This window comes from Acidovorax sp. FJL06 (assembly GCF_003852545.1).
Taxonomy (GTDB): domain Bacteria; phylum Pseudomonadota; class Gammaproteobacteria; order Burkholderiales; family Burkholderiaceae_C; genus Acidovorax.
Genome location: NZ_QAJR01000010.1, coordinates 103,420 through 128,182, shown reverse-complemented (window position 1 = coordinate 128,182; position 24,763 = coordinate 103,420). Strand labels below are relative to the sequence as shown.

At 65.9% G+C, this 24,763-nt stretch carries 22 protein-coding genes; 13 read left to right on the top strand and 9 right to left on the bottom strand.

Features of this window, described 5'->3' with window-relative positions; translation table 11 throughout:
- Positions 1 to 4 precede the first annotated feature (4 nt).
- From rodA to DBV10_RS06085, 6 genes are all read left to right on the top strand, one after another.
- Complete coding sequence (rodA, locus tag DBV10_RS06110; RefSeq protein ID WP_124511616.1) at positions 5 to 1,177, top strand: rod shape-determining protein RodA; 1,173 nt, start codon at positions 5 to 7, stop codon at positions 1,175 to 1,177.
- Between the two features lie 144 nt (positions 1,178 to 1,321).
- Positions 1,322 to 1,663: a YegP family protein gene (locus DBV10_RS06105; RefSeq protein ID WP_124511614.1), complete on the top strand. Its 342-nt coding sequence runs from the start codon at positions 1,322 to 1,324 to the stop codon at positions 1,661 to 1,663.
- Between the two features lie 82 nt (positions 1,664 to 1,745).
- On the top strand, positions 1,746 to 3,230 hold the full coding sequence (tldD, locus tag DBV10_RS06100; RefSeq protein ID WP_124511612.1) for a metalloprotease TldD: 1,485 nt from the start codon (positions 1,746 to 1,748) through the stop codon (positions 3,228 to 3,230).
- Positions 3,231 to 3,352: 122 nt separating this feature from the next.
- Entirely contained in the window at positions 3,353 to 3,889 is a 537-nt protein-coding gene (locus tag DBV10_RS06095) for a hypothetical protein (RefSeq protein ID WP_124511610.1), read from the top strand.
- Positions 3,890 to 4,184: 295 nt separating this feature from the next.
- On the top strand, positions 4,185 to 5,306 hold the full coding sequence (locus tag DBV10_RS06090; RefSeq protein ID WP_124511608.1) for a 3-deoxy-7-phosphoheptulonate synthase: 1,122 nt from the start codon (positions 4,185 to 4,187) through the stop codon (positions 5,304 to 5,306).
- Between the two features lie 133 nt (positions 5,307 to 5,439).
- On the top strand, positions 5,440 to 5,751 hold the full coding sequence (locus DBV10_RS06085) for a hypothetical protein (RefSeq protein ID WP_124511606.1): 312 nt from the start codon (positions 5,440 to 5,442) through the stop codon (positions 5,749 to 5,751).
- Between the two features lie 64 nt (positions 5,752 to 5,815).
- Here DBV10_RS06085 and mpl read toward each other — a convergent pair whose 3' ends face one another.
- The gene (gene mpl, locus DBV10_RS06080) at positions 5,816 to 7,237 is read right to left on the bottom strand and encodes a UDP-N-acetylmuramate:L-alanyl-gamma-D-glutamyl-meso-diaminopimelate ligase (protein ID WP_124511604.1); all 1,422 of its coding nucleotides are present in this window, start codon (positions 7,235 to 7,237) and stop codon (positions 5,816 to 5,818) included.
- Positions 7,238 to 7,442: 205 nt separating this feature from the next.
- Here mpl and DBV10_RS06075 point away from each other — a divergent pair, with 205 nt between their 5' ends.
- The 7 genes from DBV10_RS06075 (at position 7,443) to DBV10_RS06045 (ending at position 14,170) form a co-directional block, all read left to right on the top strand.
- Positions 7,443 to 8,042: a hypothetical protein gene (locus tag DBV10_RS06075; RefSeq protein ID WP_124511602.1), complete on the top strand. Its 600-nt coding sequence runs from the start codon at positions 7,443 to 7,445 to the stop codon at positions 8,040 to 8,042.
- Positions 8,039 to 8,620 carry a TlpA disulfide reductase family protein gene (locus DBV10_RS06070; RefSeq protein WP_124511600.1) on the top strand — a complete coding sequence of 194 codons (582 nt, stop codon included), beginning with the start codon at positions 8,039 to 8,041 and terminating at the stop codon, positions 8,618 to 8,620. Before DBV10_RS06075 ends, DBV10_RS06070 begins: the two co-directional genes overlap by 4 nt.
- Before the next feature lie 171 nt (positions 8,621 to 8,791).
- Complete coding sequence (gene accB / locus DBV10_RS06065; protein WP_124511598.1) at positions 8,792 to 9,244, top strand: acetyl-CoA carboxylase biotin carboxyl carrier protein; 453 nt, start codon at positions 8,792 to 8,794, stop codon at positions 9,242 to 9,244.
- Between the two features lie 7 nt (positions 9,245 to 9,251).
- Entirely contained in the window at positions 9,252 to 10,601 is a 1,350-nt protein-coding gene (gene accC, locus DBV10_RS06060; RefSeq protein ID WP_124511596.1) for an acetyl-CoA carboxylase biotin carboxylase subunit, read from the top strand.
- Positions 10,602 to 10,675: 74 nt separating this feature from the next.
- On the top strand, positions 10,676 to 11,578 hold the full coding sequence (gene prmA / locus DBV10_RS06055; protein WP_124511594.1) for a 50S ribosomal protein L11 methyltransferase: 903 nt from the start codon (positions 10,676 to 10,678) through the stop codon (positions 11,576 to 11,578).
- Positions 11,579 to 11,639: 61 nt separating this feature from the next.
- A complete protein-coding gene (locus DBV10_RS06050) occupies positions 11,640 to 13,241 on the top strand; it encodes a zinc-ribbon and DUF3426 domain-containing protein (protein WP_124511592.1) in 1,602 nt (533 codons plus the stop codon).
- A gap of 32 nt (positions 13,242 to 13,273) precedes the next feature.
- Positions 13,274 to 14,170, top strand: coding sequence for a carbohydrate kinase family protein (locus DBV10_RS06045; RefSeq protein ID WP_124511590.1), 897 nt, complete (start codon positions 13,274 to 13,276; stop codon positions 14,168 to 14,170).
- Between the two features lie 180 nt (positions 14,171 to 14,350).
- On the opposite strand, the gene DBV10_RS23070 is transcribed toward DBV10_RS06045, so the two are convergent.
- The 8 genes from DBV10_RS23070 to DBV10_RS06005 all read right to left on the bottom strand — a co-directional run bounded on the left by DBV10_RS23070 (position 14,351) and on the right by DBV10_RS06005 (position 24,669).
- Positions 14,351 to 14,956, bottom strand: a complete 606-nt coding sequence (locus tag DBV10_RS23070) for a histone (RefSeq protein ID WP_124511588.1) — start codon at positions 14,954 to 14,956, stop codon at positions 14,351 to 14,353.
- Positions 14,957 to 15,144: 188 nt separating this feature from the next.
- Entirely contained in the window at positions 15,145 to 16,341 is a 1,197-nt protein-coding gene (locus DBV10_RS06035) for a ribonucleotide-diphosphate reductase subunit beta (RefSeq protein ID WP_124511586.1), read from the bottom strand.
- Positions 16,342 to 16,476: 135 nt separating this feature from the next.
- The gene (locus tag DBV10_RS06030; protein ID WP_124511584.1) at positions 16,477 to 19,422 is read right to left on the bottom strand and encodes a ribonucleoside-diphosphate reductase subunit alpha; all 2,946 of its coding nucleotides are present in this window, start codon (positions 19,420 to 19,422) and stop codon (positions 16,477 to 16,479) included.
- Between the two features lie 370 nt (positions 19,423 to 19,792).
- Positions 19,793 to 20,413 (bottom strand): 1,6-anhydro-N-acetylmuramyl-L-alanine amidase AmpD, encoded by a 621-nt coding sequence (gene ampD / locus DBV10_RS06025; protein WP_124511582.1) that lies wholly within the window; start codon positions 20,411 to 20,413, stop codon positions 19,793 to 19,795.
- The gene (locus tag DBV10_RS06020) at positions 20,397 to 21,917 is read right to left on the bottom strand and encodes a sigma-54 dependent transcriptional regulator (RefSeq protein ID WP_124511580.1); all 1,521 of its coding nucleotides are present in this window, start codon (positions 21,915 to 21,917) and stop codon (positions 20,397 to 20,399) included. The genes ampD and DBV10_RS06020 overlap by 17 nt, the downstream gene beginning before the upstream one ends.
- An 11-nt stretch (positions 21,918 to 21,928) precedes the next feature.
- Positions 21,929 to 23,632 carry a nitrogen regulation protein NR(II) gene (locus DBV10_RS06015; protein WP_124511578.1) on the bottom strand — a complete coding sequence of 568 codons (1,704 nt, stop codon included), beginning with the start codon at positions 23,630 to 23,632 and terminating at the stop codon, positions 21,929 to 21,931.
- A 3-nt stretch (positions 23,633 to 23,635) separates the two neighbouring features.
- Positions 23,636 to 23,875: a PP0621 family protein gene (locus tag DBV10_RS06010; RefSeq protein ID WP_124511576.1), complete on the bottom strand. Its 240-nt coding sequence runs from the start codon at positions 23,873 to 23,875 to the stop codon at positions 23,636 to 23,638.
- Entirely contained in the window at positions 23,872 to 24,669 is a 798-nt protein-coding gene (locus DBV10_RS06005) for an inner membrane protein YpjD (protein WP_124511574.1), read from the bottom strand. The genes DBV10_RS06010 and DBV10_RS06005 overlap by 4 nt, the downstream gene beginning before the upstream one ends.
- Positions 24,670 to 24,763 lie beyond the last annotated feature (94 nt).

Sequence of the window (24,763 nt, the reverse complement as noted above, 5' to 3'; positions counted from 1 at the left end):
GGGGATGGCCGTCGTATTTGAAAAGCCCACGCTCTCCCAGCGCCTCGTTCCCCTGTTTCGCGGGTTCGACCTTCCGCTCATCCTGCTGGTGGTGCTGCTGGCCTGCGCGGGTTTGCTGGCCATGTACTCATCGGGGTTCGACCATGGCACGCGTTTTGTGGACCATGGGCGCAACATGCTGATTGCGGGCACCATCCTGTTCCTGGTGGCCCAGGTGCCGCCGCAGAAGATCATGGCCTCGGCCGTGCCGCTGTACGCGGCGGGCGTGGCGCTTTTGGTGGCCGTGGCGCTGTTCGGTATCACCAAGAAGGGGGCGACCCGCTGGATCAACGTGGGCATCGTCATCCAGCCCAGCGAAATCCTCAAGATCGCCATGCCGCTGATGCTGGCCTGGTGGTTCCAGAAGCGCGAAGGCGCGCTGCGCCCGCTGGACTTTGCGGCGGCCGGTGCGCTGCTGGTCGTGCCGGTGGGGCTCATCATGAAGCAGCCCGACCTGGGCACGTCGCTCCTGGTGCTGGCGGCGGGGCTGTCGGTGATCTTTTTTGCGGGCCTGCCCTGGAAGCTGGTGCTGCCGCCGGTGCTGGTCGGCGGCCTGGGCATTGCCATCCTGGTGGTCATGGGCGACGCCTGGTGCGCAGACGGGGTGCGCTGGCCCGTGCTGCATGATTACCAGCAGCAGCGCATCTGCACGCTGCTGGACCCGACCCGCGACCCGCTGGGCAAGGGGTTTCACATCATCCAGGGCATGATCGCCATCGGCTCGGGAGGCCTGTGGGGCAAGGGCTTCATGGCCGGTACGCAGACGCACCTGGAATTCATCCCCGAGCGCACCACCGACTTCATCTTCGCCGCCTTTTCCGAGGAGTTCGGGCTGGCGGGCAACCTGTTCCTGATCGTCTGCTTTCTGCTGCTGGTCTGGCGGGGCCTGGCGATTGCCGTGGGCGCCACCACCCTGTTCGGGCGCCTGATGGCGGGGGCCGTGTCGATGATCTTTTTCACCTACGCCTTCGTGAACATGGGCATGGTCAGCGGCATCCTGCCGGTGGTGGGGGTGCCGCTGCCCTTCATCAGCTACGGCGGCACGGCCATGGTCACGCTGGGGCTGGCGCTGGGCATTCTGATGTCGGTGGCGCGGGCGCAGAAGCAGGACACCAAGGACCCGCGCCCGGCGCTGTAGCCCCAAGAGCCTGTTGACGATCCCCTGCGAGATCGTCAACAGGCTCTGCAGCCCGGCAGGGGTTTGTGCGGCGTTGCGTGCGCCGGGGCTTCCGGTTACAAAGCGGCTGCCAACCCTGCTTTGGCAACCTCTGGAGGTGCTCCCATGGCGTCGAAGTTCGAGCTGAAGAAGTCCAGAAACGACAAGTTTGTGTTCAACCTTCTGGCGGGCAATGGGCAGGTCATCCTGACCAGCGAGATGTATGACTCCAAGGCGAGCGCGCTCAACGGCATCGAATCCGTCAGGAAGAATGCCCCCAACGATGGCCGGTATGGCCGGCTCAGCGCCAAGGACGGCTCGCCGTACTTCACCCTCAAGGCGGCCAACGGCCAGGTGATCGGGCAAAGCCAGATGTATTCCGGCGCCAAGGCGCGGGATGCGGGCATCGAGTCCGTGCAGCACAACGCGCCCGGCGCGGCGACCAGCGACCTCACGGACGCAGGCTGACCGGCGTAACCCATGGGGTGGCGCCGTGCCCCGGCGTGCCCCTGCACCCCGGCGGGGATGGCCAGGCGCCTAAAATGCCTTGATGACTTTCCGCACCCCCACTGCCGCCCCCCAGCGCGCGGCAACCAGCCAGCGCATCGATGTTGCCCGTGAACTGCTGCTGACCCCGTTCGGCCTCGACGAAGGCCACCTGTCCCGGGCCCTGGCTGAAATCCGAACTCACCAGGTGGACGATGCCGATCTGTACTTCCAGTACACGCGCAGCGAGGGCTGGAGCCTGGAGGAAGGCATCGTCAAGACGGGGTCCTTCAGCATCGACCAGGGCGTGGGCGTGCGCGCAGTCAGTGGCGAGAAGACGGCTTTTGCGTACTCGGACGACATTTCCGAGGCCTCGCTGCTGGATGCGGCCCGCACGGTGCGGTCAATTTCGGCTGCAGCGCAGATTGGTAAAGTCCGAGTTGCTCCTAAAAAAGTAGCGCCTGGCCGCAGCCTGTACCCCGGTGTGGACCCCATTGCCTCGTTGGACAGCACGGCCAAGGTGGCGCTGCTGGAGCGGCTGGAACAACGTGCCCGCGCCAAGGACCCGCGCGTGGCCCAGGTCATGGCCGGCCTGGCCAGCGAATACGACGTGGTGCTGGTGGCCCGTGCCGACGGCACCCTGGCTGCCGATGTGCGCCCGCTGGTGCGCCTGTCGGTCACAGTGATCGCCGAGCAGAACGGACGCCGCGAGATGGGCTCGGCCGGCGGCGGCGGCCGCTTCGGCCTGGCCTATTTCGACGACGAGCAAATGGGCAAGTATGTGGATGAGGCCGTGAATGCGGCCCTGGTCAACCTGGAGTCGCGCCCTGCGCCCGCGGGTGAGATGACCGTGGTGCTGGGCTCGGGCTGGCCCGGCATCCTGCTGCACGAGGCCGTGGGCCACGGGCTGGAGGGCGACTTCAACCGCAAGGGCTCGTCCGCCTTCAGCGGCCGCATCGGCCAGCGCGTGGCGGCCAAGGGCGTCACGGTGCTGGATGACGGCACCATCGCCGACCGGCGCGGCTCGCTCAACGTGGACGACGAGGGCCACGCCAGCCAGCGCAACGTGCTGATCGAGGACGGCATCCTCAAGGGCTACATCCAGGACAGTCTCAATGCGCGTCTCATGGGCGTGGCGCCCACGGGCAATGGCCGGCGCGAGAGCTATGCCCACATCCCCATGCCGCGCATGACCAACACCTACATGCTGGGCGGCGACAAGGACCCGCAAGAGATCATTGCCAGCATCAAGAAGGGGCTGTACGCCTCCAACTTTGGCGGCGGCCAGGTGGACATCACCTCCGGAAAATTCGTGTTCTCGGCCAGCGAGGCCTACTGGGTGGAGAACGGCAAGATCCAGTACCCCGTGAAGGGCGCCACCATCGTGGGCAGCGGCCCCGAGTCGCTCAAGAAGGTCACCATGATCGGCAACGACATGCGCCTCGATAGCGGCGTGGGCACCTGCGGCAAGGAAGGCCAGAGCGTGCCCGTGGGCGTGGGCCAGCCCACGCTGCGCATCGAGGGACTGACGGTGGGCGGCACGGCCTGAGGCCCTTGCACCTCGCAGCGCCGATCTCGGCGCGCCCAGGTGTTGCGCGCTCCCACCAACTGTGGCCGGCCAGGCGCTGAAAGCGCTGCGCAGGCCCGCAGGCGGCGCAAAATGAGAGCACCATGCCCGCCACCCGCCCCAGCCAACTGCTGACGCTCCAGTCGTTTGGGGACATCAGCCGGTTTTTGCGCGAAGGTGTGGCCGACGAGGATTCGCGCCAGCTGCGCGACAGCCTGGGCGCCCTGTCCATGCAGATCGACGAGGCGGTCCGCGCCCGCCGCACCAGCACGGACACCGCCGACATCACGCGCCGCGTCGTCACCCTGTCGCACTGCGCGCGCGAACACCAGTTGTTCCTCACCGGCCTGGGGTCTGCCTGGCATGCGCTGTACGAGTTTGGCGCCTACCAGCGCGCACTGCGGGACCTGCGCAGCGCCATTGCCGACTGGCAGCAGATGCTGGAGCGCCGCAGCACCCGCGAAAGCGCGAGTTTTGACCACTTCGAACTCCTGGCCTGGCGCACGCTGGGCGAGGCGCTGTTGCTGGTGGACATGTACGAGCACCAGAGCGATCCCCCCAGCGACCTGCAGGATGCGCCGCCGCGCAAGGTCTCCGCGCTGCAGCGCGTGCGCGCCTGGTTGCATCGCCTGCGGGGCTGAGCCCATCCACAGGCCCGCCTGCGATGGCCGGTTTGCCGCCTGTTTGTCGTGCAATCGCAACAGTGCGGGGTTGCTGCACTGCCGCACACCTGTGCTACATTGGCTGTCATGCAAGTTCGCAGCGCGTTTTATTTTTGGTTTTTTATCTCGGTCCCCGGCGGATGAGAGGAAAACGCGCAAGCAAACACAACCTCCCCATACCAACCGCCGACGCTGCAAAGCCCGGCGGTTTTTGTTTTTCTGCCCTCCCGTTTTTCTTCATTCACCACACCATCTACTCCACGAGGAAGCAACCATGACGGTCTCCAACACCCCCACCAGCGATGCCTGGTACCGCAGCGTCGAGAAAACCAGCCAGACCGACGACGAACGTATCAAGGACATCACCGTGTTGCCTCCTCCCGAGCATCTGATCCGCTTTTTCCCCATCGGTGGCACGCCGGTCGAGACGCTGATCACCCAGACCCGCAAGAACATCCACAACATCATGGCCGGCAAGGATGACCGCCTGCTGGTCATCATCGGCCCCTGCTCCATCCACGACCCGGCCGCTGCCGTTGAGTACGCACGCCGCTTGATGGCCGCGCGCACCCAGTACGCTGACACCCTGGAAATCGTGATGCGCGTGTACTTCGAGAAGCCCCGCACCACCGTGGGCTGGAAGGGCCTCATCAACGACCCCTACCTGGACGAGAGCTACCGCATCGACGAAGGCCTGCGCATTGCGCGCCAGCTGCTCATCGAGATCAACCGCCTGGGCATGCCCGCCGGCAGCGAGTTCCTCGACGTGATCTCGCCCCAGTACATCGGCGACCTCATCAGCTGGGGCGCGATTGGCGCACGCACCACCGAAAGCCAGGTGCACCGCGAGCTGGCGTCCGGCATCTCGGCCCCCATTGGTTTCAAGAACGGCACCGACGGCAACATCCGCATCGCTACGGATGCCATCCAGTCGGCCAGCCGCGGCCACCATTTCCTGTCGGTGCACAAGAACGGCCAGGTGGCCATCGTCAACACCAAGGGCAACAAGGACTGCCACGTGATCCTGCGCGGCGGCAAGACGCCCAACTACGACGCTGCCAGCGTCGCCGCAGCGTGCAAGGACCTCGAAGCCGCCAAGCTGCCCGCCACGCTGATGGTGGACTGCAGCCACGCCAACAGCAGCAAGCAGCACGAGAAGCAACTGGAGGTGGCCCGCGACATCGCGGCGCAGCTGTCGGGCGGCTCGCGCAGTGTTTTCGGCCTCATGATCGAAAGCCACCTCACGGCCGGCGCCCAGAAATTCACGCCAGGCAAGGACGACGCTGGCAAGCTGGAATACGGCAAGAGCATCACCGACGCCTGCCTGGGATGGGACGATTCGCTGCAGGCGCTTGCAGAGCTGTCCGACGCCGTGAAGGCGCGCCGCGCACGCTGAGCCCCAGCGCCGCGACTGGCCCTAAACTGAGGCCTGTGGAAACTGCACATCCCGTGCAGTTCCGGGCTTCAGCAGGCCTTTGGGATGGGCCTGTGGAACAGGCCCGTGGATTTCAGAAGAAAGGCGAGTCACCATGCACAGCGAAGTGTCGGTCAAGTTGACCGGGAATCAAGAATTCCGTTTTGACCTGGAGGGCGTCGAGCCCATGGGCCACGAGGCCGGGCGGCGCTGGCTGGATGAGCAATTCGTCACCCTGGACTGCGAACCCCTGCGCGCCAGCGGCAAGGTGCTGCTGGCCGACAAGGTGCTCACCGTGGCCCGCGCCGCCGGTGCCCCGCTGATGCAAGACCCGGCCTGGTCGCGCGACTTTGCACGCGCCGCCAGCGCCGCGCTGGCCAAATCCATCGTGCGCGTGGATGTGCCGGGCATGGCCGTGACGTTTTGAGCTTGCCGTCGCAGGTCGGTTGGGGTGGCAAGGCGCTGATGGAATGAGGTAGCGCCTGTCGCAGTTACTTTGAGAGGGCCTGCAGCAATTTGGCGTGGATGCCCCCAAACCCGCCATTGCTCATGCACACCACGTGATCCCCCGGCCGGGCTGACTGCACGACCTGGGCCACCAGGGTGTCGATGTCGGCAGCGGTTTGCGCGCGCTGGCCTGGGCCCACGCCCATGGGGGCCAGGGCCAGCGCGGCATCCCAGTCCAGCCCCGCCGTGTGGCAGAACGCCAGATCGGCGGGTTCCAGGGCCCAGGGCAGTTGGCTTTTCATGGCGCCCAGTTTCATGGTGTTGCTGCGGGGCTCGAACACGGCGAGGATTCGCGCGCTGCTGCCCAGGCTGCGGCGCAGGCCGTCCAGGGTGGTGCGCAGTGCCGTCGGGTGGTGTGCAAAGTCGTCGTACACGGCCACGCCGCCGACGGTGCCACGCAGTTCCATGCGCCGTTTGACGTTCTGGAAGGTGGCGAGGGCGCTGGCGGCCTGCTCAGGGGGCACACCGACATGGTGGGCGGCCGCGATGGCTGCCAGCGCGTTGAGCTGGTTGTGTACGCCCGTGAGCGCCCATTCCACGCGGGCCACGGCGCGGCCCTGGTGCATGACATCAAACGCCTGGGGGTTGCCCACGCTGTAGAAATCGCTCACGGCCGCGCCGAAGCTGGTCACTTCACTCCAGCATCCGGTATGCAGCACCCGGGCCAGGCTTTCCTCCAACCCGTTGGCCACCACGCGGCCCGAAGGGGGCACGGTGCGTACCAGGTGGTGGAACTGGCGTTCGATGGCGGCCAGGTCGTCAAAGATGTCGGCGTGGTCGAATTCGAGGTTGTTGAGCACGGCGGTGCGGGGCCGGTAGTGCACGAACTTGCTGCGCTTGTCGAAGAAGGCGGTGTCGTATTCGTCCGCCTCGATCACAAACAGCGGTGCCGCGCCCAGCGGCGTGGATGCTGGTGCGGGGCGTTGGGCCGCCCCCAGCCGGGCGGACAGACCGAAGTTCAGCGGCACGCCACCAATCAGAAAGCCAGGCTGCTGGCCTGCGCTGTCCAGGATCCAGGCCAGCATCGAAGTCGTGGTGGTCTTGCCATGGGTGCCTGCCACGGCCAGCACATGGCGCCCCTGCAGCACATGTTCGGCCAGCCACTGGGGGCCGCTGGTGTAGGGCAGGCCGGCGTCCAGAATGGCCTCCATCAGGGGAAACTTGGGGGTGCCATCGGGTAGACGGGCGCGGCTGACCACGTTGCCGATCACAAAGACGTCGGGCTGCAGCGCCATCTGGTCGGCACCAAAACCCTCAATCAGGTCGATGCCCAGTGCCCGGAGCTGGTCGCTCATGGGAGGGTAGACGCCGGCGTCGCAACCGGTCACCTTGTGGCCTGCTTCGCGGGCCAGCGCAGCAAGGCCTCCCATGAATGTGCCGCAGATCCCTAGTATGTGTATGTGCATGGGCGCTGATTCTAAGGCCGCCGCAAGGTCGGTTTTTCTTGCTGAAAATGCCTATTCACGCGCGCTCCATAAGCGCTATGTGCTATTGAATATGTAGCATTCTCTGTGGCGCAATGCATGGAGTGATCGTGGGTGTTGTGCGGGGGCGGGGCCGCGCCCATGGATCACGCGCACAATGCGGGCTCCTCCGTTGTCTTCCACTGCCATGCACACACCTTTGAGCGACGAAATCGCCCACACCACGGCACGCCTGGTGGTCGAGGAAGGGCTTGAATGGGGGCCTGCCAAGCGCCGGGCCTTGCGCCAGATGGGGCTGCCGGCACGCACCCCGTTGCCCGACAACGACCAGGTCGAGGCGGCCGTGCGCGAATACATCCAGCTCTTCTGCGCCGATACGCAGCCGCGCGAGTTGCGGGCCCTGCGCCAGCTGGCGCTGGTCTGGATGGAGCGCATGGCGGCATTTCGTCCGCATTTGGCGGGGGCGGTTTGGCATGGTACCGCCACGCGCTTGTCGGATATTTATTTGCAGTTGTTTTGTGATGACTCCAAATCTGCGGAGATCGCGCTGATTGACCACCATGTGGACTATGAGCCCCGCACGGTGACGGGTTTTCATGGGGAATCGGTCGAGGCCCTTAGCCTGGGCAGCAAGTCGCCGGAGCTCAATGAGATGATCGGGGTGCATCTGCTGATTTACGACCTTGACGATCTGCGGGGCGCCTTGAAGCCCGATGCCAAAGGCCGCACCCCGCGCGGCGACATGACGGCCGTGCGCCGCCTGCTCCAGGAAACCAGTGCCCCATGACGACGAAGACCCCCTCCAACTTGCCCGAATCTGCGCCTGAGTCCATGGCCCCATCGCCCGCGCGCCGCCGCCTGCTGTATGCCGGTGTGGCTGGGGCTGCGGCTTTGGGTGGGGCGGGCTTGGCGTGGTGGAAGTTTCAGCCGCATGCCATGGAGGCGGGGGCGGAGCAGGCGCTGTGGGGCATGGAGTTTGAAAAGCCTGACGGTGGTGCGGTGGTTCTGAAGGCTTTTGCCGGCAAGCCGCTGCTGCTCAACTTCTGGGCCACCTGGTGTCCGCCCTGTGTGGAGGAGTTGCCGATGCTCAACGCTTTCTACCGCGAACATGCCGCCAAAGGCTGGCAAGTTCTGGGGCTGGCGATTGACCAGCCTTCGGCGGTGCGCAAGTTCCTGGCGCGCATTCCGCTGGAGTTTCCCGTCGGGCTGGCGGGGTTGGGGGGCACGGACTTGGGGCGCTCGCTGGGCAACCTGACCGGTGGACTGCCCTTCACCGTGGTGTTGGGCGGGGTGGGGCGGGTGCTGCATCGTAAAATGGGGCAGGTAACCCCGCAGGATCTGCAACTGTGGGCCTCCTTGCGTTGAGGCCTGTGGCCGCTGTTTGCCTGGTTGGCACAGCGATGGCGCCGTGATTTTGGGTGGCGCTGGCCCCTATTTCCATGATGAAGTTCATGGAAAAAGCATGTGGAAGACTGCGGTAGGGTGAAATTGGAGTAAATTCGCGCCCTATTCAGTTTTATAGCCGTTGGAGCTTCCATGGATCTGCGAAAACTCAAAACCCTCATCGATCTCGTGTCCGAGTCGAATGTGTCCGAACTCGAAATCACGGAGGCCGAGGGCAAAGTCCGCATCGTCAAGAGCGGCGGTGCCGTGGTTCAGCAGTATGTCCCGGCCCCCATGCAAGCCCCAGTAGCGGCCGCACCAGCAGCCGCGGCCCCTGTGGCAGAGCTGCCGGCTCCGCCAGCGGTTCCTGCAGGCCATGTCGTCAAATCGCCCATGGTCGGCACCTTCTACCGCTCGTCCAGCCCCGGCGCCAAGGCGTTTGTCGAAGTCGGCAGCCAGGTCAAGGAAGGCGAGACCATCTGCATCATCGAGGCCATGAAGATCCTCAACGAGATCGAGGCCGACAAGTCGGGCACGGTCACCCGCATCATGGGCGAGAACGGCCAGGCCGTGGAATACGGACAGCCGCTGTTCGTCATCGAATAAGGCACCCATGTTCAAGAAGATTCTCGTTGCGAATCGCGGAGAGATCGCTCTGCGCATCCAGCGCGCGTGCCATGAGCTGGGTGTGAAGGCCGTGATGGTCTACTCCGAAGCCGACCGCGACGCCAAGTACGTCAAGCTGGCCGAAGAGGCCGTGTGCATTGGCCCCGCGCCCTCGCCGCTGTCCTATCTCAACATGCCGGCCATCATCTCGGCCGCCGAGGTGACCGACGCCGAGGCCATCCACCCTGGCTACGGTTTCCTGTCGGAGAACGCCGACTTTGCCGAGCGCGTGGAAAAGAGCGGCTTCCAGTTCATCGGCCCCACACCCGACAACATCCGCACCATGGGCGACAAGGTGTCGGCCAAGCAAGCCATGATCAAGGCGGGCGTGCCTTGCGTGCCGGGCTCTGAGGGCGAGCTGCCCGATGATCCGGTGCAGATCCGCCGCATCGCCAAGGCCGTGGGCTACCCCGTGATCATCAAGGCCGCTGGCGGCGGCGGTGGCCGTGGCATGCGTGTGGTGCACACCGAAGCCGCGCTGGTCAATGCCGTGCAGATGACCAAGGCCGAAGCGGGCGCTGCGTTTGGCAATCCTGCGGTGTACATGGAGAAGTTCCTCCAGAACCCCCGCCACATCGAAATCCAGGTGCTGGCCGACAAGCACCGCAACGCGGTGTACTTGGGCGAGCGCGACTGCTCCATGCAGCGCCGCCACCAGAAGGTGATCGAAGAGGCGCCGGCCCCGGGCATCCCCCGCAAGCTGATCGAGAAGATCGGCGAGCGCTGCGTGGCCGCCTGCAAGAAGATCGGCTACCGCGGTGCGGGCACGTTCGAGTTCCTGTACGAAAATGGCGAGTTCTACTTCATCGAGATGAACACCCGCGTGCAGGTGGAGCACCCGGTGACCGAATGGATCACCGGCGTGGACATCGTGAAGACGCAGATCATGGTGGCGGCGGGCGAAAAGCTGCCCTTCACCCAGCGCCAGATCGAAATCCGGGGCCATGCCATCGAGTGCCGGGTGAACGCGGAAGACCCTTACAAGTTCATCCCGTCGCCGGGGCGCATCACCACCTGGCATCCCCCAGGCGGCCCGGGCGTGCGCGTGGATTCGCACGCCTACACCAATTACTTCGTGCCGCCCAACTACGACTCGATGATCGGCAAGATCATCGTGCACGGCGACACGCGCGAGCAGGCCCTGGCCCGCATGCGCACGGCGCTGTCCGAGACCGTGATCGAAGGCATCAACACCAATGTGCCGCTGCACCGTGAGCTGATGGTGGATGCCAAGTTCATGGCCGGTGGCACCAACATCCACTACCTGGAAGAGTGGCTGTCGCAGCACAAGCGCTGAAGACAGCATTCGGCGGTTACATATGCTGGCCCTTGGCAACGGGGGTCAGCATTTCATTTTTCTGAGAGGCGTCTATGTTTGAGCTGAGTCTGATGTGCCCTGAGGACTGTATCGAGCCGGTCAGCGATGCGCTGGATGCGCTCGATGCGCTCTCCGTGTCCGTGGAGGATGCCGATGCCCAGACCGATGCCGAGCAGGCGCTGTTCGGCGAGCCGGGCATGCCGCCGCCCAAGGATGGCTGGCAGCGCAGCCGCGTGGTCGCGTTGTTCCCGTCCGAGGTGGCGGCGCGCGAAGCGCAGCAATTGCTGGTGGTGCAGGACTTCTTTGTGGGCTGCCAGGTGCTGGGTGTGGCGCAGGTGGCCGAGCAGGACTGGGTGCGGCTCACGCAGTCGCAATTTGCGCCCGTGGACATCACGCCGGATTTCTGGATCGTGCCGACTTGGCACGAGATGCCCGCCCAGGCGGTGCGCAGCATCCGCCTGGACCCCGGCCTGGCCTTTGGGACGGGCACCCACCCGACGACGCGCATGTGCCTGCGCTGGATTGCGCGCAACGGGGCGGTGCAGCCCGGGGCGGGCAATCCGCTGGGCCGGGTGCTGGACTATGGCTGTGGCTCGGGCATCCTGGCCATCGGTGCCGCCAAGTTTGGCGCCACGGACATCGATGCGGTGGACATCGACCCCGCTGCGGTGGAATCGACGGCACAGAACGCGCAGGCCAACAGCGTGCAGCTGAGTGCCGGCCTGCCCGACAAGGCCCGGGGTGAGTACCAGACGGTGCTGGCCAACATCCTGGCCACCCCACTGCGCGTGCTCGCGCCGCTGCTGTGCAACCACGTGGCGCCTGGTGGCCACCTGGTGCTCGCGGGCATTCTGGAGCGCCAGGCCGACGAGCTGAAAGAAGCCTATGCGCCATGGGTTCGGCTGGAAGTGGCGGATGCCGAAGACGGCTGGATCTTGATGACCGCCCAGCGCTGAGCCTGAGCCTGCGCCTGTCCTGCCCGGGCCCAGGCGGCATGGCCCCTACAATCCACCGCTGATGAGCCAGATCACTCGCTGCCCGTCCTGCGCCACCTCTTTCAAGGTGGTGGCAGACCAATTGCGCATCTCGGAAGGATGGGTGCGGTGCGGCCAATGCAAGGAGGTGTTTGATGCCTCTGCACATTTGCTGCCTGTGGCCCCGCAGGCGCTCTTGCCCGATGTGTCCCTGACGGACGTGCGGCCTCCGCCTGCGCCCGTGGCCCGTAGGGCCGATACCGCGCGCGCATGGGGCGGCGGCGTTGTGCCTGGGCCCGTGTCGGGGGAGGGCCTGGCCCTTGGGGCGGCGGGGGTTGGAGGCGCGCTGCGCACCACGGTGCACGCTGACGCAGAAGGCCACGCGGGTGCTGCCTCGCCCATGGTGTCGGCGCCCTTGGCAACAACGCCAGTGCTGGAGATTCCCGCCCCGACCGTGCCTGCGTTCTTGGCCGCAGGGGCTGCGGCCGCCCATGAAAACACGTTGAGCCTTGCACCGGCGGTGCCGTTTGCCTGGCGGCCTGCCCCCTCTCCATTGCTTGCGGAGGCGGCGCCCCCCAACCCGCCGCCGCTGGGGCGGGAGGTCGCGGCTTCGGGCGCGGGGGATGCTGCGTCGGTGTGGTTTGCCGAGGATCTGCCCTTGTCTGCAGGGCCGCCTGGGGCCGCCGATGCGGCCAAGGCGACGGAGGCCTTGCGGGGCGGGTATGAGCTTCCTGCGGCCGATGTGCAGGACTCCGGCTGGCCCGCAGATCTGGCGGCCGCAGAGGCTGCCGAGGATGGGGGTGCTGTGGCGCAGGCCGCCATGGCCCTGCCAGAAGCCGAAGGGGATGCTCTGGTGCAAGAGCTGGCCCCCGTCGCGCCTTCCGCGCCGTTAGACGGTCCCCTTCCAGCTCCGCTCCCGGCTGTGGAGCCCGTGCCGGAGCCCCTGCCTTCGGTGGATTTTGTGCAGCCGCCTGGGGAGGAGGAGGTGGTGCCGCCTGCCGCATTGGATCTTGCGGCAGATGATTCCCCGGCTGCCGTGCTGTTGGCCCGTGCGCGCACGCCTGCATCCGACCGGGCGCATCCGGATGAACAGGATGAGCAGGATGACGAAGAGGCCCATGGTGCCGGGCAGGAGGTCAGCTTCGTGGTCGCCGCGCGGCGCAAGGCCTTCTGGCGCAAACCGGTGGTGCGGGCGGCGCTGGGGCTTGTGGCACTGGTGCTGGCCTTGGGGTTGGCGCTGCAGATGGCCGTCCAGGAGCGCGACCGCATTGCCGCCATGGATGCACGCACCCGGCCATGGCTGCTTCAGCTGTGCGAGCCCTTGCAGTGCGAGATTGCCCCGCAGCGCCAGATCGCCGATGTGGTCATCGACAGTTCCTCGTTCAACAAGGCGCGGGGAGACAGCTACCAGCTGGCACTGGCAATGAAGAGCCGGGCCGACATTCCGCTGGCCATGCCGGCGGTGGAGCTGACCCTGACCGACGCCCAGGACCAGCCGGTGCTGCGCCGGGTCTTGCTGCCGACCGACATGGCCGCACCCGCAGAGCTGCCGGCGCGCGGCGAGTGGAGCACATCGGTGTCGGTGATCGTGACCACGGGCGGTGCGCGCGTGGCGGGGTACCGGCTGCTGGCGTTCTATCCCTGAATTTTCACCAACCTACGGACTGATTCATTTCTATGGCTGCCCTCATTTGCGGTTCCCTGGCGTTCGACACCATCATGACCTTCGAGGGGCGGTTCGCCGAGCAGATCCTGCCCGACCAACTGCACATCCTCAACGTGTCGTTCCTGGTCCCCTCCCTGCGCCGCGATTTTGGTGGGTGTGCGGGCAATATCGCCTACAGCCTCAAGCTGCTGGGTGGTGAGCCTTTGCCGATGGCCATGCTGGGCAGCGATGGGGCTGACTATCTGCAGCGCCTGGAATCGCTGGGCATCAGCTGCCGCCATGTGGGCCAAGTGCAGGACACCTATACCGCGCAGGCCATGATCATGACGGACCGCGACAACAACCAGATCACGGCCTTCCACCCGGGCGCCATGATGCAGGCGCATGCGAACCGCATTGACGCGGAGACTCGGGCGAGCGTGGGGATTGTTGCGCCGGACGGGCGTGATGCGATGCTCCAGCATGCAGCCCAGTTTGTGGCGGCGGGCATCCCTTTTGTGTTTGATCCCGGCCAGGGGCTGCCCATGTTCAGTGGGGAAGAGCTGGCGCAGTTCATTGAGCAGGCCTCTTGGGTGACGGTCAACGACTATGAGGGCAAGATGCTGTGCGATCGCACCGGCTGGACCCTGGCCGACATCTCGCGCAAGGTAAAGGGCTTGGTGGTCACGCTGGGGGCGGAAGGCTGCGAGGTGTGGGTCGAGGGGGTGAAGACCCATGTGCCTGCGGTGGTCCCGGTGCGGGTGGTGGACCCCACAGGATGTGGTGATGCCTGGCGCGGTGCGCTGCTGTTCGGCCTGGAGAAGGGTTGGGCGCTGGCGCGCTGTGCCGAACTGGGCAACCGCGTGGGGGCTCTCAAGATCGCGCAGCGTGGACCGCAGAACTACACGCTGGACTTTGCGGTGGAGTGACGGGGGGGGCTCGGTGCAGGCTGGGCGCCGAGATGGATGGTGGGTGCTGGTGTGCGGCACCCGCTCAAGTAACGCCCGGGCCTCTCTGCGGGAACCAATGCCCGTTGATCGTTCGTGGAGCAGGCAGGCATAAAAAAACCCGGTGCACAGGCACCGGGTTGAGCGCGTGATACGCCAGGATTAAGGCTTGTTGCCCGTAGGAAACGGCCAAGCTGCCTGGGGGTTCAGGGTGGTCTGCGCTGCAGGAGCAGCGGCCGCAGGGGCAGGCGCCTTGGCGGCCTTCTTGGCCGGGGCTGCTTTTTTGGCGGGGGCCTTGGCAGTTGCCTTCTTTGCAGGTGCTGCTGCCTTCTTGGCAGGCGCGGCCTTCTTGGCGGGGGCTGCAGGCTTCTTTGCGGCTACGGCCTTCTTGGCGGGAGCGGCGGCTTTCTTTGCCGGTGCTGCTGCCTTCTTGGCGGGGGCAGCCTTCTTTGCGGCTACGGCCTTCTTGGCGGGAGCGGCGGCTTTCTTTGCCGGCGCTGCTGCCTTTTTGGCGGGGGCCGCCTTCTTTGCGGCTACGGCCTTCTTGGCGGGAGCGGCGGCTTTCTTTGCTGCAGGTGCTGCTGCCTTCTTGGCGGGGGCAGCCTCCTTTGCGGCTACGGCCTTCTTGGCGGGAGCGGCAGCTTTCTTTGCCGGTGCTGCTGCCTTCTTGGCGGGTGCAGCCTTTTTGGCGGCTACAGGTTTTGCTGCTGCAGCAGCTTTTTTCGCGGGGGCTGCCTTCTTGGCGGCCGGTTTTTTCGCAGTTGCCATCATGTTCTCCTTGGGTCAATTTGCAAAGAGCACTTCCTGTCTGCTGTGGACAGAAAGCGATCCATGGGGATGGAGAGGAACTCCATCCCCATGAACACGGGAACGCCCGCCACGGCGGCGCTCTGCGGCGCAGTCTGTGTGGGGGGCGTGGTGTAAAAAATCCATGGTGGTGTGATGCGAACAGGCGCCTAGTCCCAGGACAGCGCACCACCGGACTGGTATTCAATAACCCGGGTCTCGAAGAAGTTGCGTTCCTTCTTCAGGTCGATCATTTCGCTCATCCACGGGAACGGGTTTTCTTCGTTGGGGAACAGTGTCTCCAGCCCGATCTGTGTGGCGCGGCGGTTGGCGATGTAGCGCAGGTAACCCTTGAACATCGATGCGTTCATGCCCAGCACGCCGCGTGGCATGGTGTCTTCGGCATAGCGGTATTCCAGCTCCACAGCCTTGAGGAACAGTGCCTTGATCTCGGCCTTGAACTCTGCCGTCCACAGGTGGGGGTTTTCCAGTTTGAGCTGGTTGATCAGGTCGATGCCGAAATTGCAGTGCATCGACTCGTCGCGCAGGATGTACTGGTACTGCTCGGCGGCGCCGGTCATCTTGTTCTGGCGACCCAGCGCCAGGATCTGCGTGAAGCCGACGTAGAAGAACAGGCCTTCCATCAGGCAGGCGAAAACGATCAGCGACTTGAGCAGCGTCTGGTCGGTCTCGAAGGTGCCGGTGTGGAAGTTGGGGTCCATGATCGCTTCGATGAAGGGGATCAGGAACTCGTCCTTGTCGCGGATCGAAGCGACTTCCAGGTAGGCGCTGAAGATCTCTCCTTCGTCCAGGCCCAGCGACTCTACGATGTACTGGTAGGCGTGCGTGTGGATCGCCTCTTCAAACGCCTGGCGCAGCAGGAACTGGCGGCACTCGGGCGCGGTGATGTGGCGGTAGGTGCCCAGCACGATGTTGTTGGCGGCCAGCGAGTCGGCGGTCACGAAGAAGCCGAGGTTGCGTTTGATGATGCGGCGCTCGTCTTCGGTCAGGCCATTCGGGTCCTTCCACAACGCGATGTCGCGCGTCATGTTCACTTCCTGCGGCATCCAGTGGTTGGCGCAGGTGGCGAGGTACTTTTCCCAGGCCCACTTGTACTTGAACGGCACCAACTGATTGACGTCGGTCTGGCCGTTGATGATGCGCTTGTCGGCTGCGTTGACGCGGCGATGTGTGGTTGCGGCTGCGGCCGCCGGGGCCGTCGCGGAGGCCGTCATCGTTGCGTGCACAGCCTGCAGGGAAGGGGTCTGGAAAGACAGGGGCGGCAGTTCCGCCGGGTGGCTCTTGTTCAGTCCACCGTCCAGCTGATTTTGCGATGAGGGCTTGACTTCTTCGTCCCAGGACAACATAGATTTTCCAGTGTTCGGATTATGAAAGCAGTGCTGCAAAAAGGAAAGCACTGCAGCGTTGTGCAGCAACGTTTTGTTGCTTCACAGCACAGGCACAACACCTCGGAGCAGTCCGAGGTGTTGTGCGCGAAGCCCTTATTGGCAGGCTTCGCAGCCAGGATCGTCGATGGCGCAGAACTTCACGTCTGTGGCAGGCACTGCTGCGGACTGTGCAGCGGCTGCGGCAGCCGCCGTTTCGAGTGCGCTGTGCTGGGCTTGCGCGGGGGCTGATGAGGCGGGCGCGCCGCCGTCATTGCCCGAGGACACGGCGTTGAGCTGGCGCGTGTTCACGGTGCTCATTTCCACGTGTGTGGCGCTTTGCGTGCGCAGGTAGTACGTGGTCTTGAGGCCACGGATCCATGCGAGCTTGTAGGTGTCGTCCAGCTTCTTGCCCGAGGCACCGGCCATGTAGATGTTCAGGCTCTGGGCCTGGTCGATCCACTTCTGGCGGCGCGATGCGGCTTCGACCAGCCACTGGGGTTCCACTTCGAAGGCCGTGGAGTACAGCGCCTTGATGTCTTGCGGCACGCGGTCGATGGGGTGCAGCGAGCCCTTGAAGTGCTTGAGGTCCATGACCATCACGTCGTCCCACAGGCCCAGGCGCTTGAGGTCACGCACCAGGCCGCCGTTGATCACGGTGAACTCGCCCGACAGGTTGGACTTGACCGACAGGTTGCCGAACGAGGGCTCGATCGAGGCGTCCACGCCGATGATGTTGGAGATGGTGGCCGTGGGGGCGATGGCCACGCAGTTCGAATTGCGCATGCCGTCCTGCGCAATCTTCTTGCGCAGGGCATCCCAGTCGAGCGTGGCGGAGCGGTCCACTTCCACATAGCCACCGCGGGCCTCGGACAGCATGTCCAGCGTATCGAAAGGCAGGATGCCGCGGTCCCACAGCGAACCCTTGTAGCTCGTGTACTGGCCACGCTCGCGCGCCAGTTCCGTCGACGCCCAGTAGGCGTAGTAGCAGATGGCTTCCATCGACTTGTCGGCAAACTCCACAGCCTCTTGCGAGGCGTAGGGAATGCGCAGCTCATACAGGCTGTCCTGGAACCCCATCAGGCCCAGGCCCACGGGGCGGTGGCGCAAGTTGGAGTCGCGCGCCTTGGTGACGGCGTAGTAGTTGATGTCGATCACGTTGTCCAGCATGCGCATGGCCACCGTGATGGTTTTCTTGAGCTTGTCGTGGTCGATCTGGCCGTCCTTCAGATGCTGCAGCAGGTTGACCGAGCCCAGATTGCATACGGCCGTTTCGGTGTCGCTGGTGTTCAGCGTGATCTCGGTGCACAGGTTGGACGAGTGCACCACGCCGGCGTGCTGCTGGGGCGAGCGCACGTTGCAGGCATCCTTGAACGTGATCCAGGGGTGGCCGGTCTCGAACAGCATGGTCAGCATCTTGCGCCACATGTCGGTGGCCTGCACCGTTTTGGCCGGCTTGATCTCGCCGCGCGCGGCCTTCTGTTCATAGGCCACGTAGGCCTTCTCGAAGTCGGCGCCGAACAGGTCGTGCAGATCAGGCACGTTGGAGGGCGAGAACAGGGTCCAGGTGCCCTTCTCCATCACACGGCGCATGAAGAGGTCAGGAATCCAGTTGGCCGTGTTCATGTCGTGCGTGCGGCGGCGGTCATCGCCGGTGTTCTTGCGCAACTCCAGGAACTCTTCGATATCCAGGTGCCAGGTTTCCAGATAAGTGCAGACCGCGCCCTTGCGCTTGCCGCCTTGGTTCACGGCCACGGCCGTGTCGTTGACCACCTTGAGGAAGGGCACCACGCCCTGCGACTCGCCATTGGTGCCCTTGATGTGCGAGCCCAGGGCGCGCACGCGGGTCCAGTCGTTGCCCAGGCCGCCGGCGAACTTGGACAGCAGGGCGTTTTCCTTGATCGACTCGTAGATGCCGTCCAGGTCGTCGGGCACGGTGGTCAGGTAGCACGAGGACAGCTGCGAGCGCAGTGTGCCGCTGTTGAACAGCGTGGGCGTGCTCGACATGAAGTCGAAGGACGACAGCACTTCATAGAATTCGATGGCACGGGCTTCGCGGTCGGTTTCGTTCAGCGCCAGGCCCATGGCCACGCGCATGAAGAACGCCTGGGGCAGTTCGATGCGGGTTTTCTTGACGTGCAGGAAATAGCGGTCGTACAGGGTCTGCAGGCCCAGGTAGTCAAACTTCAGGTCACGGTCGGCCTTGAGGGCAGCGCCCAGGCGCTGCAGGTTGTATTCCAGCAGGCGCTCGTCCAGCAGTTCGTTCTCGACGCCCTTCTTGATGAACTGGGGGAAATACTCTGCATAGGCTTGGCCCATGCCGGCCTGGGTCACCTCCTTGCCCAGGACCTCGCGCACGATGGTGTGCAGCAGCAGGCGGGCCGTGGCGTAGGTGTAGTCCGGGTCTTTTTCGATCAGCGTGCGCGCGGCCAGGATGGAGGCCTTGTAGACCTCGTCCATGGGGACGCCGTCGTACAGGTTGCGCATGGTTTCGGCCACGATGGGGTCGGCCTTGACATCGGCCCCCAGGTTCACGCAGGCCGACTCGATCAGCGCCTGCAGGCGGCGCAGGTCCAGTGCGACGCGCTGGTCGCCGTCTATCACGTGCAGCAACGGGGTGGATGCGACGGGGGCCTGCTGTTCGGTCTGGCGGGCGCGTTCCTGGGTGCGGCGTTCGCGGTACAGCACATAGGCGCGGGCCACTTCGTGGTGGCCGCCGCGCATCAGGCCCAGTTCCACGTGGTCCTGCACGTCTTCGATGTGGAAGGTGCCGCCGCCGGGGCGCGAGCGCACCAGTGCCCGGGTCACGTTGTGGGTCAGTGTGTCAACGACTTCGCGGACGCTGGCGGATGCGGCACCCTGCGTGCCGTGGACTGCGAGGAAGGCCTTCATCATTGCCACCGCGATTTTTTGCGGTTCGAACGGCACCACCGCGCCATTGCGGCGAATGATCTGGTGGTGCGCGAATGGATTGCTGGCCGCTGCCGCAGGGGTGGCCTGGGATTCTGGGGCGTCAGCGGGGCCTGGCTGGGCGACGGAAGGCGTGTTCAAAGCAGCTTGCATGGGTGTCCTCTTCTATGGGCTGTCTGGGGTGGGCGGGCGGCTCGGGTGCCGCCGCAATGTGGAAGTGGTGCGCCGGACTTCAGTCTGTCGCACACTATATATGGTGTGTCATGTGTGTTCAAGACACTACCGGTAGTGTACCGCCTGAACCGGCCCGAAAAAGCGAAACAACCTGTGTTAGGCCCCTGAAGCGCAGGAGAGGGTGCTGGCGGGAAGCCCTTGCGGGCGTTGCGATCCATGCCGAAAACCCCGCAATGGCGGGTGCTGGCGGCGGATTTGCCCTGCCGGGGCGCGTGGTGTCTGGATGAAAAATTTTGTGCAAATGCACAAAGAAAAAATCCGGGCTGACGCTCCGGCGCGACAGCACCCGTCAGCGAAACGGCGGTGTGGCGGGCAGGGGGGCCGGGGGGAACTGGTGGCGGGGCCAGCCCAGCGTCCTGCGCAGATGCGCCCAGTCAAATCCGGGGCCAGGGTCCTGTTTGCGCCCAGGGGCAATATGCTCATGCCCGGCCACATGTTCAATGGGATAGCGCTGCGCGATGTCCTGGCACAGCCGGGCGAGTGTCTGGTATTGGACGGCCTCAAAGCCCAGGCCTTCCAGGCCCTCCAGCTCAATGCCGATGGAGTCGTCGTTGCATTGGGCCCGCCCCCGGTAGAACGACTGGCCTGCGTGCCAGGCGCGCAGATCGCAGTCCACAAACTGCCATGGCACGCCCGTGCGGTCGATGAAAAAATGTGCGGAGACCTGCAGGCCCCGGATGCCCTGGTAGTAGGGATGGGCATCCCAGTCCAGGGTGTTGGTGAACAACTGCTGCACGGCGCCCGTGCCGAACTCGCCGGGCGGCAGGCTGATGGAGTGCACCACGATCAGATCGATCGCCTGGGCCGCCGCCGGGCGCACGCCGTGGTTGGGGGATTCCAGCCGGTGCGCGGCGCGGTGCCAGCCGCCCTCCCAGGGCGTGGCGGGCCACGCATCATCCCATGTCGTCATGCGGGTCCTGGTCGTTGGGGACGGCGATGTTCAGGCGCGCGATGCGATAGCGGATCTGGCGCAGGCTGATGCCCAGCCGCGCGGCGGTGGCGGTGCGGTTGAATCCGGCCTCCCTGAGGGCGCGGATCAGTATCTCGCGCTCTTGCTGGTCCAGCCAGGCCTGCAGGTCGCTGGGCAGGGGGGCGGCGCAGGCGGCCGTGTGCGGGGGCTGGTGGTGGGGGGGCGCGGCTGCATCGGCGGGCTGCGCCTGGGCGGTGCCTACTGGCGGGGCCGCCAGGCGTGCTGCCTGTGGGTCGGCGGTAACCGTGGGTCCGTCCACATGCAGCTCCTCGCCCTCGCTGAGCGCCACCGCACGGTGCAGCAGGTTTTCCAGCTCCCGCACATTGCCGGTGAGCGGATGGGCCGCGATGGCGGCAAGTGCGCGCTCGGTGAGGGCGGGCACGGGCAGGCCGGATTCCTGGGCGATGCGGGACAGCAGCGCCGTGCAGAGCGCTGGCAGGTCCTCGCGCCGTTCCCGCAGCGGGGGGATCACGATCTCGATCACATTGAGCCGGTAGTACAGGTCTTGCCGGAAGCGGCCGGCCAACACATCGGCCGCCAGATCCCGGTGGGTGGCGCTCACGATGCGCACGTCCACGGTTTCTTCCTGGGTGGAGCCCAGGGGGCGCACGCTGCGTTCCTGGATGGAGCGCAGCAGCTTGGACTGCATGGCCAGGGGCAGGTCGCCGATCTCGTCCAGGAACAGGGTGCCCCCGCGTGCAGCCTGGAAGTACCCGTCCCGGTCCTGCGTGGCACCCGTGTACGAGCCCTTGCGGGCCCCAAAAAACTCGGCTTCGAGCAGGTTTTCGGGGATCGCTCCGCAGTTCACCGCCACCAGGGGGCCATCGGCGCGCTGGCTGCTGGCGTGCAGGGCCTGGGCCACGAGTTCCTTGCCGGTGCCCGATTCTCCGTGGATGAGGACCGGTGCCATGCCCCGCGAAACCTTGGACACGCGCTGCTTGACGTTGCGGATGGCTTCGGATTCGCCCACCAGCCTGTCCAGGGCGGTGTTGCCCGATCCTGTCTCGGCAGGTGTGGCTGCCTGCCGTTGCTGCCCCGGGGGGCGGGGTGCGCGGGGCGCGGGCACGCCGCCGGTGCCTTGCACGGCCGAGGCCACCACCGACCGGAACTGCTTGAGGTCCACCGGCTTGGTCAGGTAGTCGAAAGCGCCGGCACGCAGCGCCTCGACCGCGTTTTCTGCCGAGCCGTAGGCGGTCATGACCACGCAGCGCTCACGGCGCTGCTGGTCGCGCAGGTCCTGCAGCAGCTCCATGCCAAAGCCATCGGGCAGGCGCATGTCGGTGATCACGGCGTCAAAGCGGTGGGCCTTGAGCTGGTCGCGCGCCTCCTGCACGCTGGAGGCGGTCTCCACCCGGTAGCCCTCGCGCAGCAGGGTGAGTTCGTACAGGGTGCGCAGGTCGGGTTCGTCGTCGACAACGAGGATGGAGGCGGCAGGGGCGTTCATGGCAAGGCGGGTCAGACCACGATGGTGTCAAACAGCGTGGCGGTGTCGGTGGGGCGGGTGGTGCGGCGAAAGCCCACGGTGAACGCGTTGCCTCCGGTCTCGCCCCGCTGCGTGGGGCGGTTCAGCCGCTGGTAGCTGATGGACGCCCCGTGGCGCTGGCACAGTTCGCGGCAAATATAAAGGCCCAGCCCGCTGGAGCGGCTCTCGGATGAGAAAAAGGGTTCGAACAGGTGGCGCTCCACGGACTTGTCCATGGGGGCTCCATCGCTCCACACCTGCAGGCTGACCTGGCCCGTCGGCGTGGTGCGCGTGGCCACGCACAATGAGTCGGGCTCCTGGCCCCGGTAGCGCAGGGCATTGTCCAGCAGGTTCACCAGCACACGCCGCAGGTGTTCGGCATCGAACTCCACCTGCACGGTGGGGGCGTCCAGCGTGACCACCGCACGGCGCTGTGCGGGGTCCTGGGCCTGCCAGTCGTGCCAGATCTGGGCGATGGCCTCGTCCAGCTGCACCGTGGATGCCGGTGCGTGGCTGATCTGGTGCTGCACGCGCGCGATGTCCAGCACCTCCTCGGCAATGCGGGCCAGCCGGTCGGCGTTTTGCTGGACCATGTGCGCCAGGCGTTTGTGCGCCGGGTCGTGCAGGTCCTCTTCCAGCAGCGCATTGGCCTGCACGATGGCCGCCAGGGGGTTGCGGATTTCGTGGGCCACGGCGGCGGACATGCGGCCCATGGCCGCGAGTTTTTCGGTGCGCAGGCGTGCTTCCATTTCGCGCAGATCGTGCAGGAACATCACGCACAGCCGCTCGGTGTGTGTCTGGAGCGCGGCCTCGCGCGTGGACGTGAGCCAGGTGCGCACATGCAGGCCGGTCGGGCTTTGGCCGGGGTGCAGCAGGTCGATGTCGGCCGTCTGGGGCTGCTCGCGGCGGAAAGTGCGCCGGGCCAGAATGACCAGGGGGGACCATGGCGGCAGCGTTTGCAGGGAGAACGGCAGTGCGGAGGGGGTGTTGCCGCCCAGAAGCTGCAGTCCGGCCGGATTGGCGACGCGGACCGCATCGCTCTCGTCCACCACCAGCACGCCATCGGTCAGGTTCTGGATGACCAGGGCGCTCACCTGGGTCTGGACGCGGGCCGCAATCTGGCTCTGTTGCGCCACCTCCTGCTCGCGCGCCAGCCGGGTGGCCAACTGGTGCATCAGGTAGCTCACGATGAAGTAGCCCGTGCCTGTGAGCGCGCTTTGCAGGTAGCGCGGTGCGTCGTCGCCGCCCGTGTGCACGCCCACCCACCAGGCCCAGCCCAGCAGCAGCAGGGTCACGCCCGCTGTGGTGCCCAGCGCCAGCGTGAGCGTGCCCAGCACGGCCGCCATCAGGATGGGCAGGCCGAACAAGGGGGTGTAGTTCATGGCGCTGGACTGCAGCAGTTGCAGGGCCGTGATGGCCGCCAGGTCGATGCCGATGGAGGGGAGCCACTGGGGCCCCGCACCCGGTGCCGGGGGGCCTTGCCGGGCCAGCACACGCAGGGCCACGGTGGCAGCCAGGTAGGCGACGCAGACGGCCAGCACCGTGGGTTCGGCGACCTGGCTGAGAACCTGCCCCGCGCCTTGCAGGACCAGCAGGGCCAGCGCCACCATGAGGCGCCCGGTCAGGAACCCCCGCCACAGGCGCACAAACGGTGCATCCACCGTGGCCAGGTAGTTGCCTGCGGGCAGGGTCGGCATGGCTCAGGCCGGGCCCAGCTGCCGGTGTTCGGTGCAGCAGTAGGCCTGGTCGCCGCGCATCACGGCCTCGGCCTGGGGAATGTGCACGCCGCAATGCGCGCAGGCCAGCATGTCCTGTGGCAGCGCGCGCGGCGATGGTGAAGAGGGCGACGAGGGCCTGGGGGCCGCATCGTCTGGCACGCGGCGGCTGCGCCAGATGCCGATCGCCACCGCCAGGACCACCAACAAGACCAGGTATTTCATGTGCTGCGGCCCAGAACCACTTCCAGAACAAACCGCGAGCCCACATAGGCCAGCAGCAGCAGGGCGGACCCCGCATACAGCACACGCACCGCGTTGCGCCCGCGCCAGCCAAAGCGCGCGCGGCCCAGCAGCAGGGTGGCAAACGTCAGCCACGACAGCAGGGAAAAGATCGCCTTGTGGTCACAGCGCCAGGCGCGGCCATACAGCGTTTCGCCAAACAGCCAGCCGGCCAGCAGCGTGGCGGTAAGCAGCACAAAACCGGCGGTCACGAAACGGAAGGTCAGCCGTTCCAGGGTGAGCAGGGGGATGCCGCTGTGGGGGTCTTCTGCCTGGCGGATGTGGCGCTCGGCGCGGGTCATGAGCCAGGCATGCACCACGGCCGCTGCGAACAGGCCATAGCAGGCGATGCCCAGGGCCAGGTGCAGCGGCAGCCAGGCCGATGCCGCCACATGCAGCGGCTGGCCCGGGAAGAGCACAGCCAGCACAATGGCTGCCGCGCCCAGGCCTGCTAGCACCCAGCGGGACTGCATCTGCGGAAAGAGCTGCCGTTCCACCGCATACACCGTGAGAACCAGCCAGGCGGTCATCGACAGGGCCGGTGCAAAACCAAAGCGGGGCATGTCGCCCCACAGGCCCCACACCAGCGCTGCGCCGTGCAGCACCCAGGCCGCCAGCAGGGCATTGCGGGCCGCAGCGGCGCCCAGGCGCGGGGCTGCGGCGGCCGGCACGGCATATGCCACAGCGGCGGTCAGGGCCAGCAGCCAGCTGAGGGGGGAGCTACTCGCTAAAATCATGGGTCACAGTTTAGCCTTTTGCCCCCACCGCCAGCGCCCTGGCGGGCCTGCACATCATCGATCTTGGCCGCCCTTGTGTTGATCGTGCGCAGGC

Bases quoted from the DNA above. Each gene is read 5' to 3' on its own strand.
- rodA (WP_124511616.1), top strand. From the start codon at position 5: ATGGCCGTCGTATTTGAAAAGCCCACGCTCTCCCAGCGCCTCGTTCCC.
- DBV10_RS06105 (WP_124511614.1), top strand. From the start codon at position 1,322: ATGGCGTCGAAGTTCGAGCTGAAGAAGTCCAGAAACGACAAGTTTGTG.
- tldD (WP_124511612.1), top strand. From the start codon at position 1,746: ATGACTTTCCGCACCCCCACTGCCGCCCCCCAGCGCGCGGCAACCAGC.
- DBV10_RS06095 (WP_124511610.1), top strand. From the start codon at position 3,353: ATGCCCGCCACCCGCCCCAGCCAACTGCTGACGCTCCAGTCGTTTGGG.
- DBV10_RS06090 (WP_124511608.1), top strand. From the start codon at position 4,185: ATGACGGTCTCCAACACCCCCACCAGCGATGCCTGGTACCGCAGCGTC.
- DBV10_RS06085 (WP_124511606.1), top strand. From the start codon at position 5,440: ATGCACAGCGAAGTGTCGGTCAAGTTGACCGGGAATCAAGAATTCCGT.
- mpl (WP_124511604.1), bottom strand. From the start codon at position 7,237: ATGCACATACACATACTAGGGATCTGCGGCACATTCATGGGAGGCCTT.
- DBV10_RS06075 (WP_124511602.1), top strand. From the start codon at position 7,443: ATGCACACACCTTTGAGCGACGAAATCGCCCACACCACGGCACGCCTG.
- DBV10_RS06070 (WP_124511600.1), top strand. From the start codon at position 8,039: ATGACGACGAAGACCCCCTCCAACTTGCCCGAATCTGCGCCTGAGTCC.
- accB (WP_124511598.1), top strand. From the start codon at position 8,792: ATGGATCTGCGAAAACTCAAAACCCTCATCGATCTCGTGTCCGAGTCG.
- accC (WP_124511596.1), top strand. From the start codon at position 9,252: ATGTTCAAGAAGATTCTCGTTGCGAATCGCGGAGAGATCGCTCTGCGC.
- prmA (WP_124511594.1), top strand. From the start codon at position 10,676: ATGTTTGAGCTGAGTCTGATGTGCCCTGAGGACTGTATCGAGCCGGTC.
- DBV10_RS06050 (WP_124511592.1), top strand. From the start codon at position 11,640: ATGAGCCAGATCACTCGCTGCCCGTCCTGCGCCACCTCTTTCAAGGTG.
- DBV10_RS06045 (WP_124511590.1), top strand. From the start codon at position 13,274: ATGGCTGCCCTCATTTGCGGTTCCCTGGCGTTCGACACCATCATGACC.
- DBV10_RS23070 (WP_124511588.1), bottom strand. From the start codon at position 14,956: ATGGCAACTGCGAAAAAACCGGCCGCCAAGAAGGCAGCCCCCGCGAAA.
- DBV10_RS06035 (WP_124511586.1), bottom strand. From the start codon at position 16,341: ATGTTGTCCTGGGACGAAGAAGTCAAGCCCTCATCGCAAAATCAGCTG.
- DBV10_RS06030 (WP_124511584.1), bottom strand. From the start codon at position 19,422: ATGCAAGCTGCTTTGAACACGCCTTCCGTCGCCCAGCCAGGCCCCGCT.
- ampD (WP_124511582.1), bottom strand. From the start codon at position 20,413: ATGACGACATGGGATGATGCGTGGCCCGCCACGCCCTGGGAGGGCGGC.
- DBV10_RS06020 (WP_124511580.1), bottom strand. From the start codon at position 21,917: ATGAACGCCCCTGCCGCCTCCATCCTCGTTGTCGACGACGAACCCGAC.
- DBV10_RS06015 (WP_124511578.1), bottom strand. From the start codon at position 23,632: ATGCCGACCCTGCCCGCAGGCAACTACCTGGCCACGGTGGATGCACCG.
- DBV10_RS06010 (WP_124511576.1), bottom strand. From the start codon at position 23,875: ATGAAATACCTGGTCTTGTTGGTGGTCCTGGCGGTGGCGATCGGCATC.
- DBV10_RS06005 (WP_124511574.1), bottom strand. From the start codon at position 24,669: ATGATTTTAGCGAGTAGCTCCCCCCTCAGCTGGCTGCTGGCCCTGACC.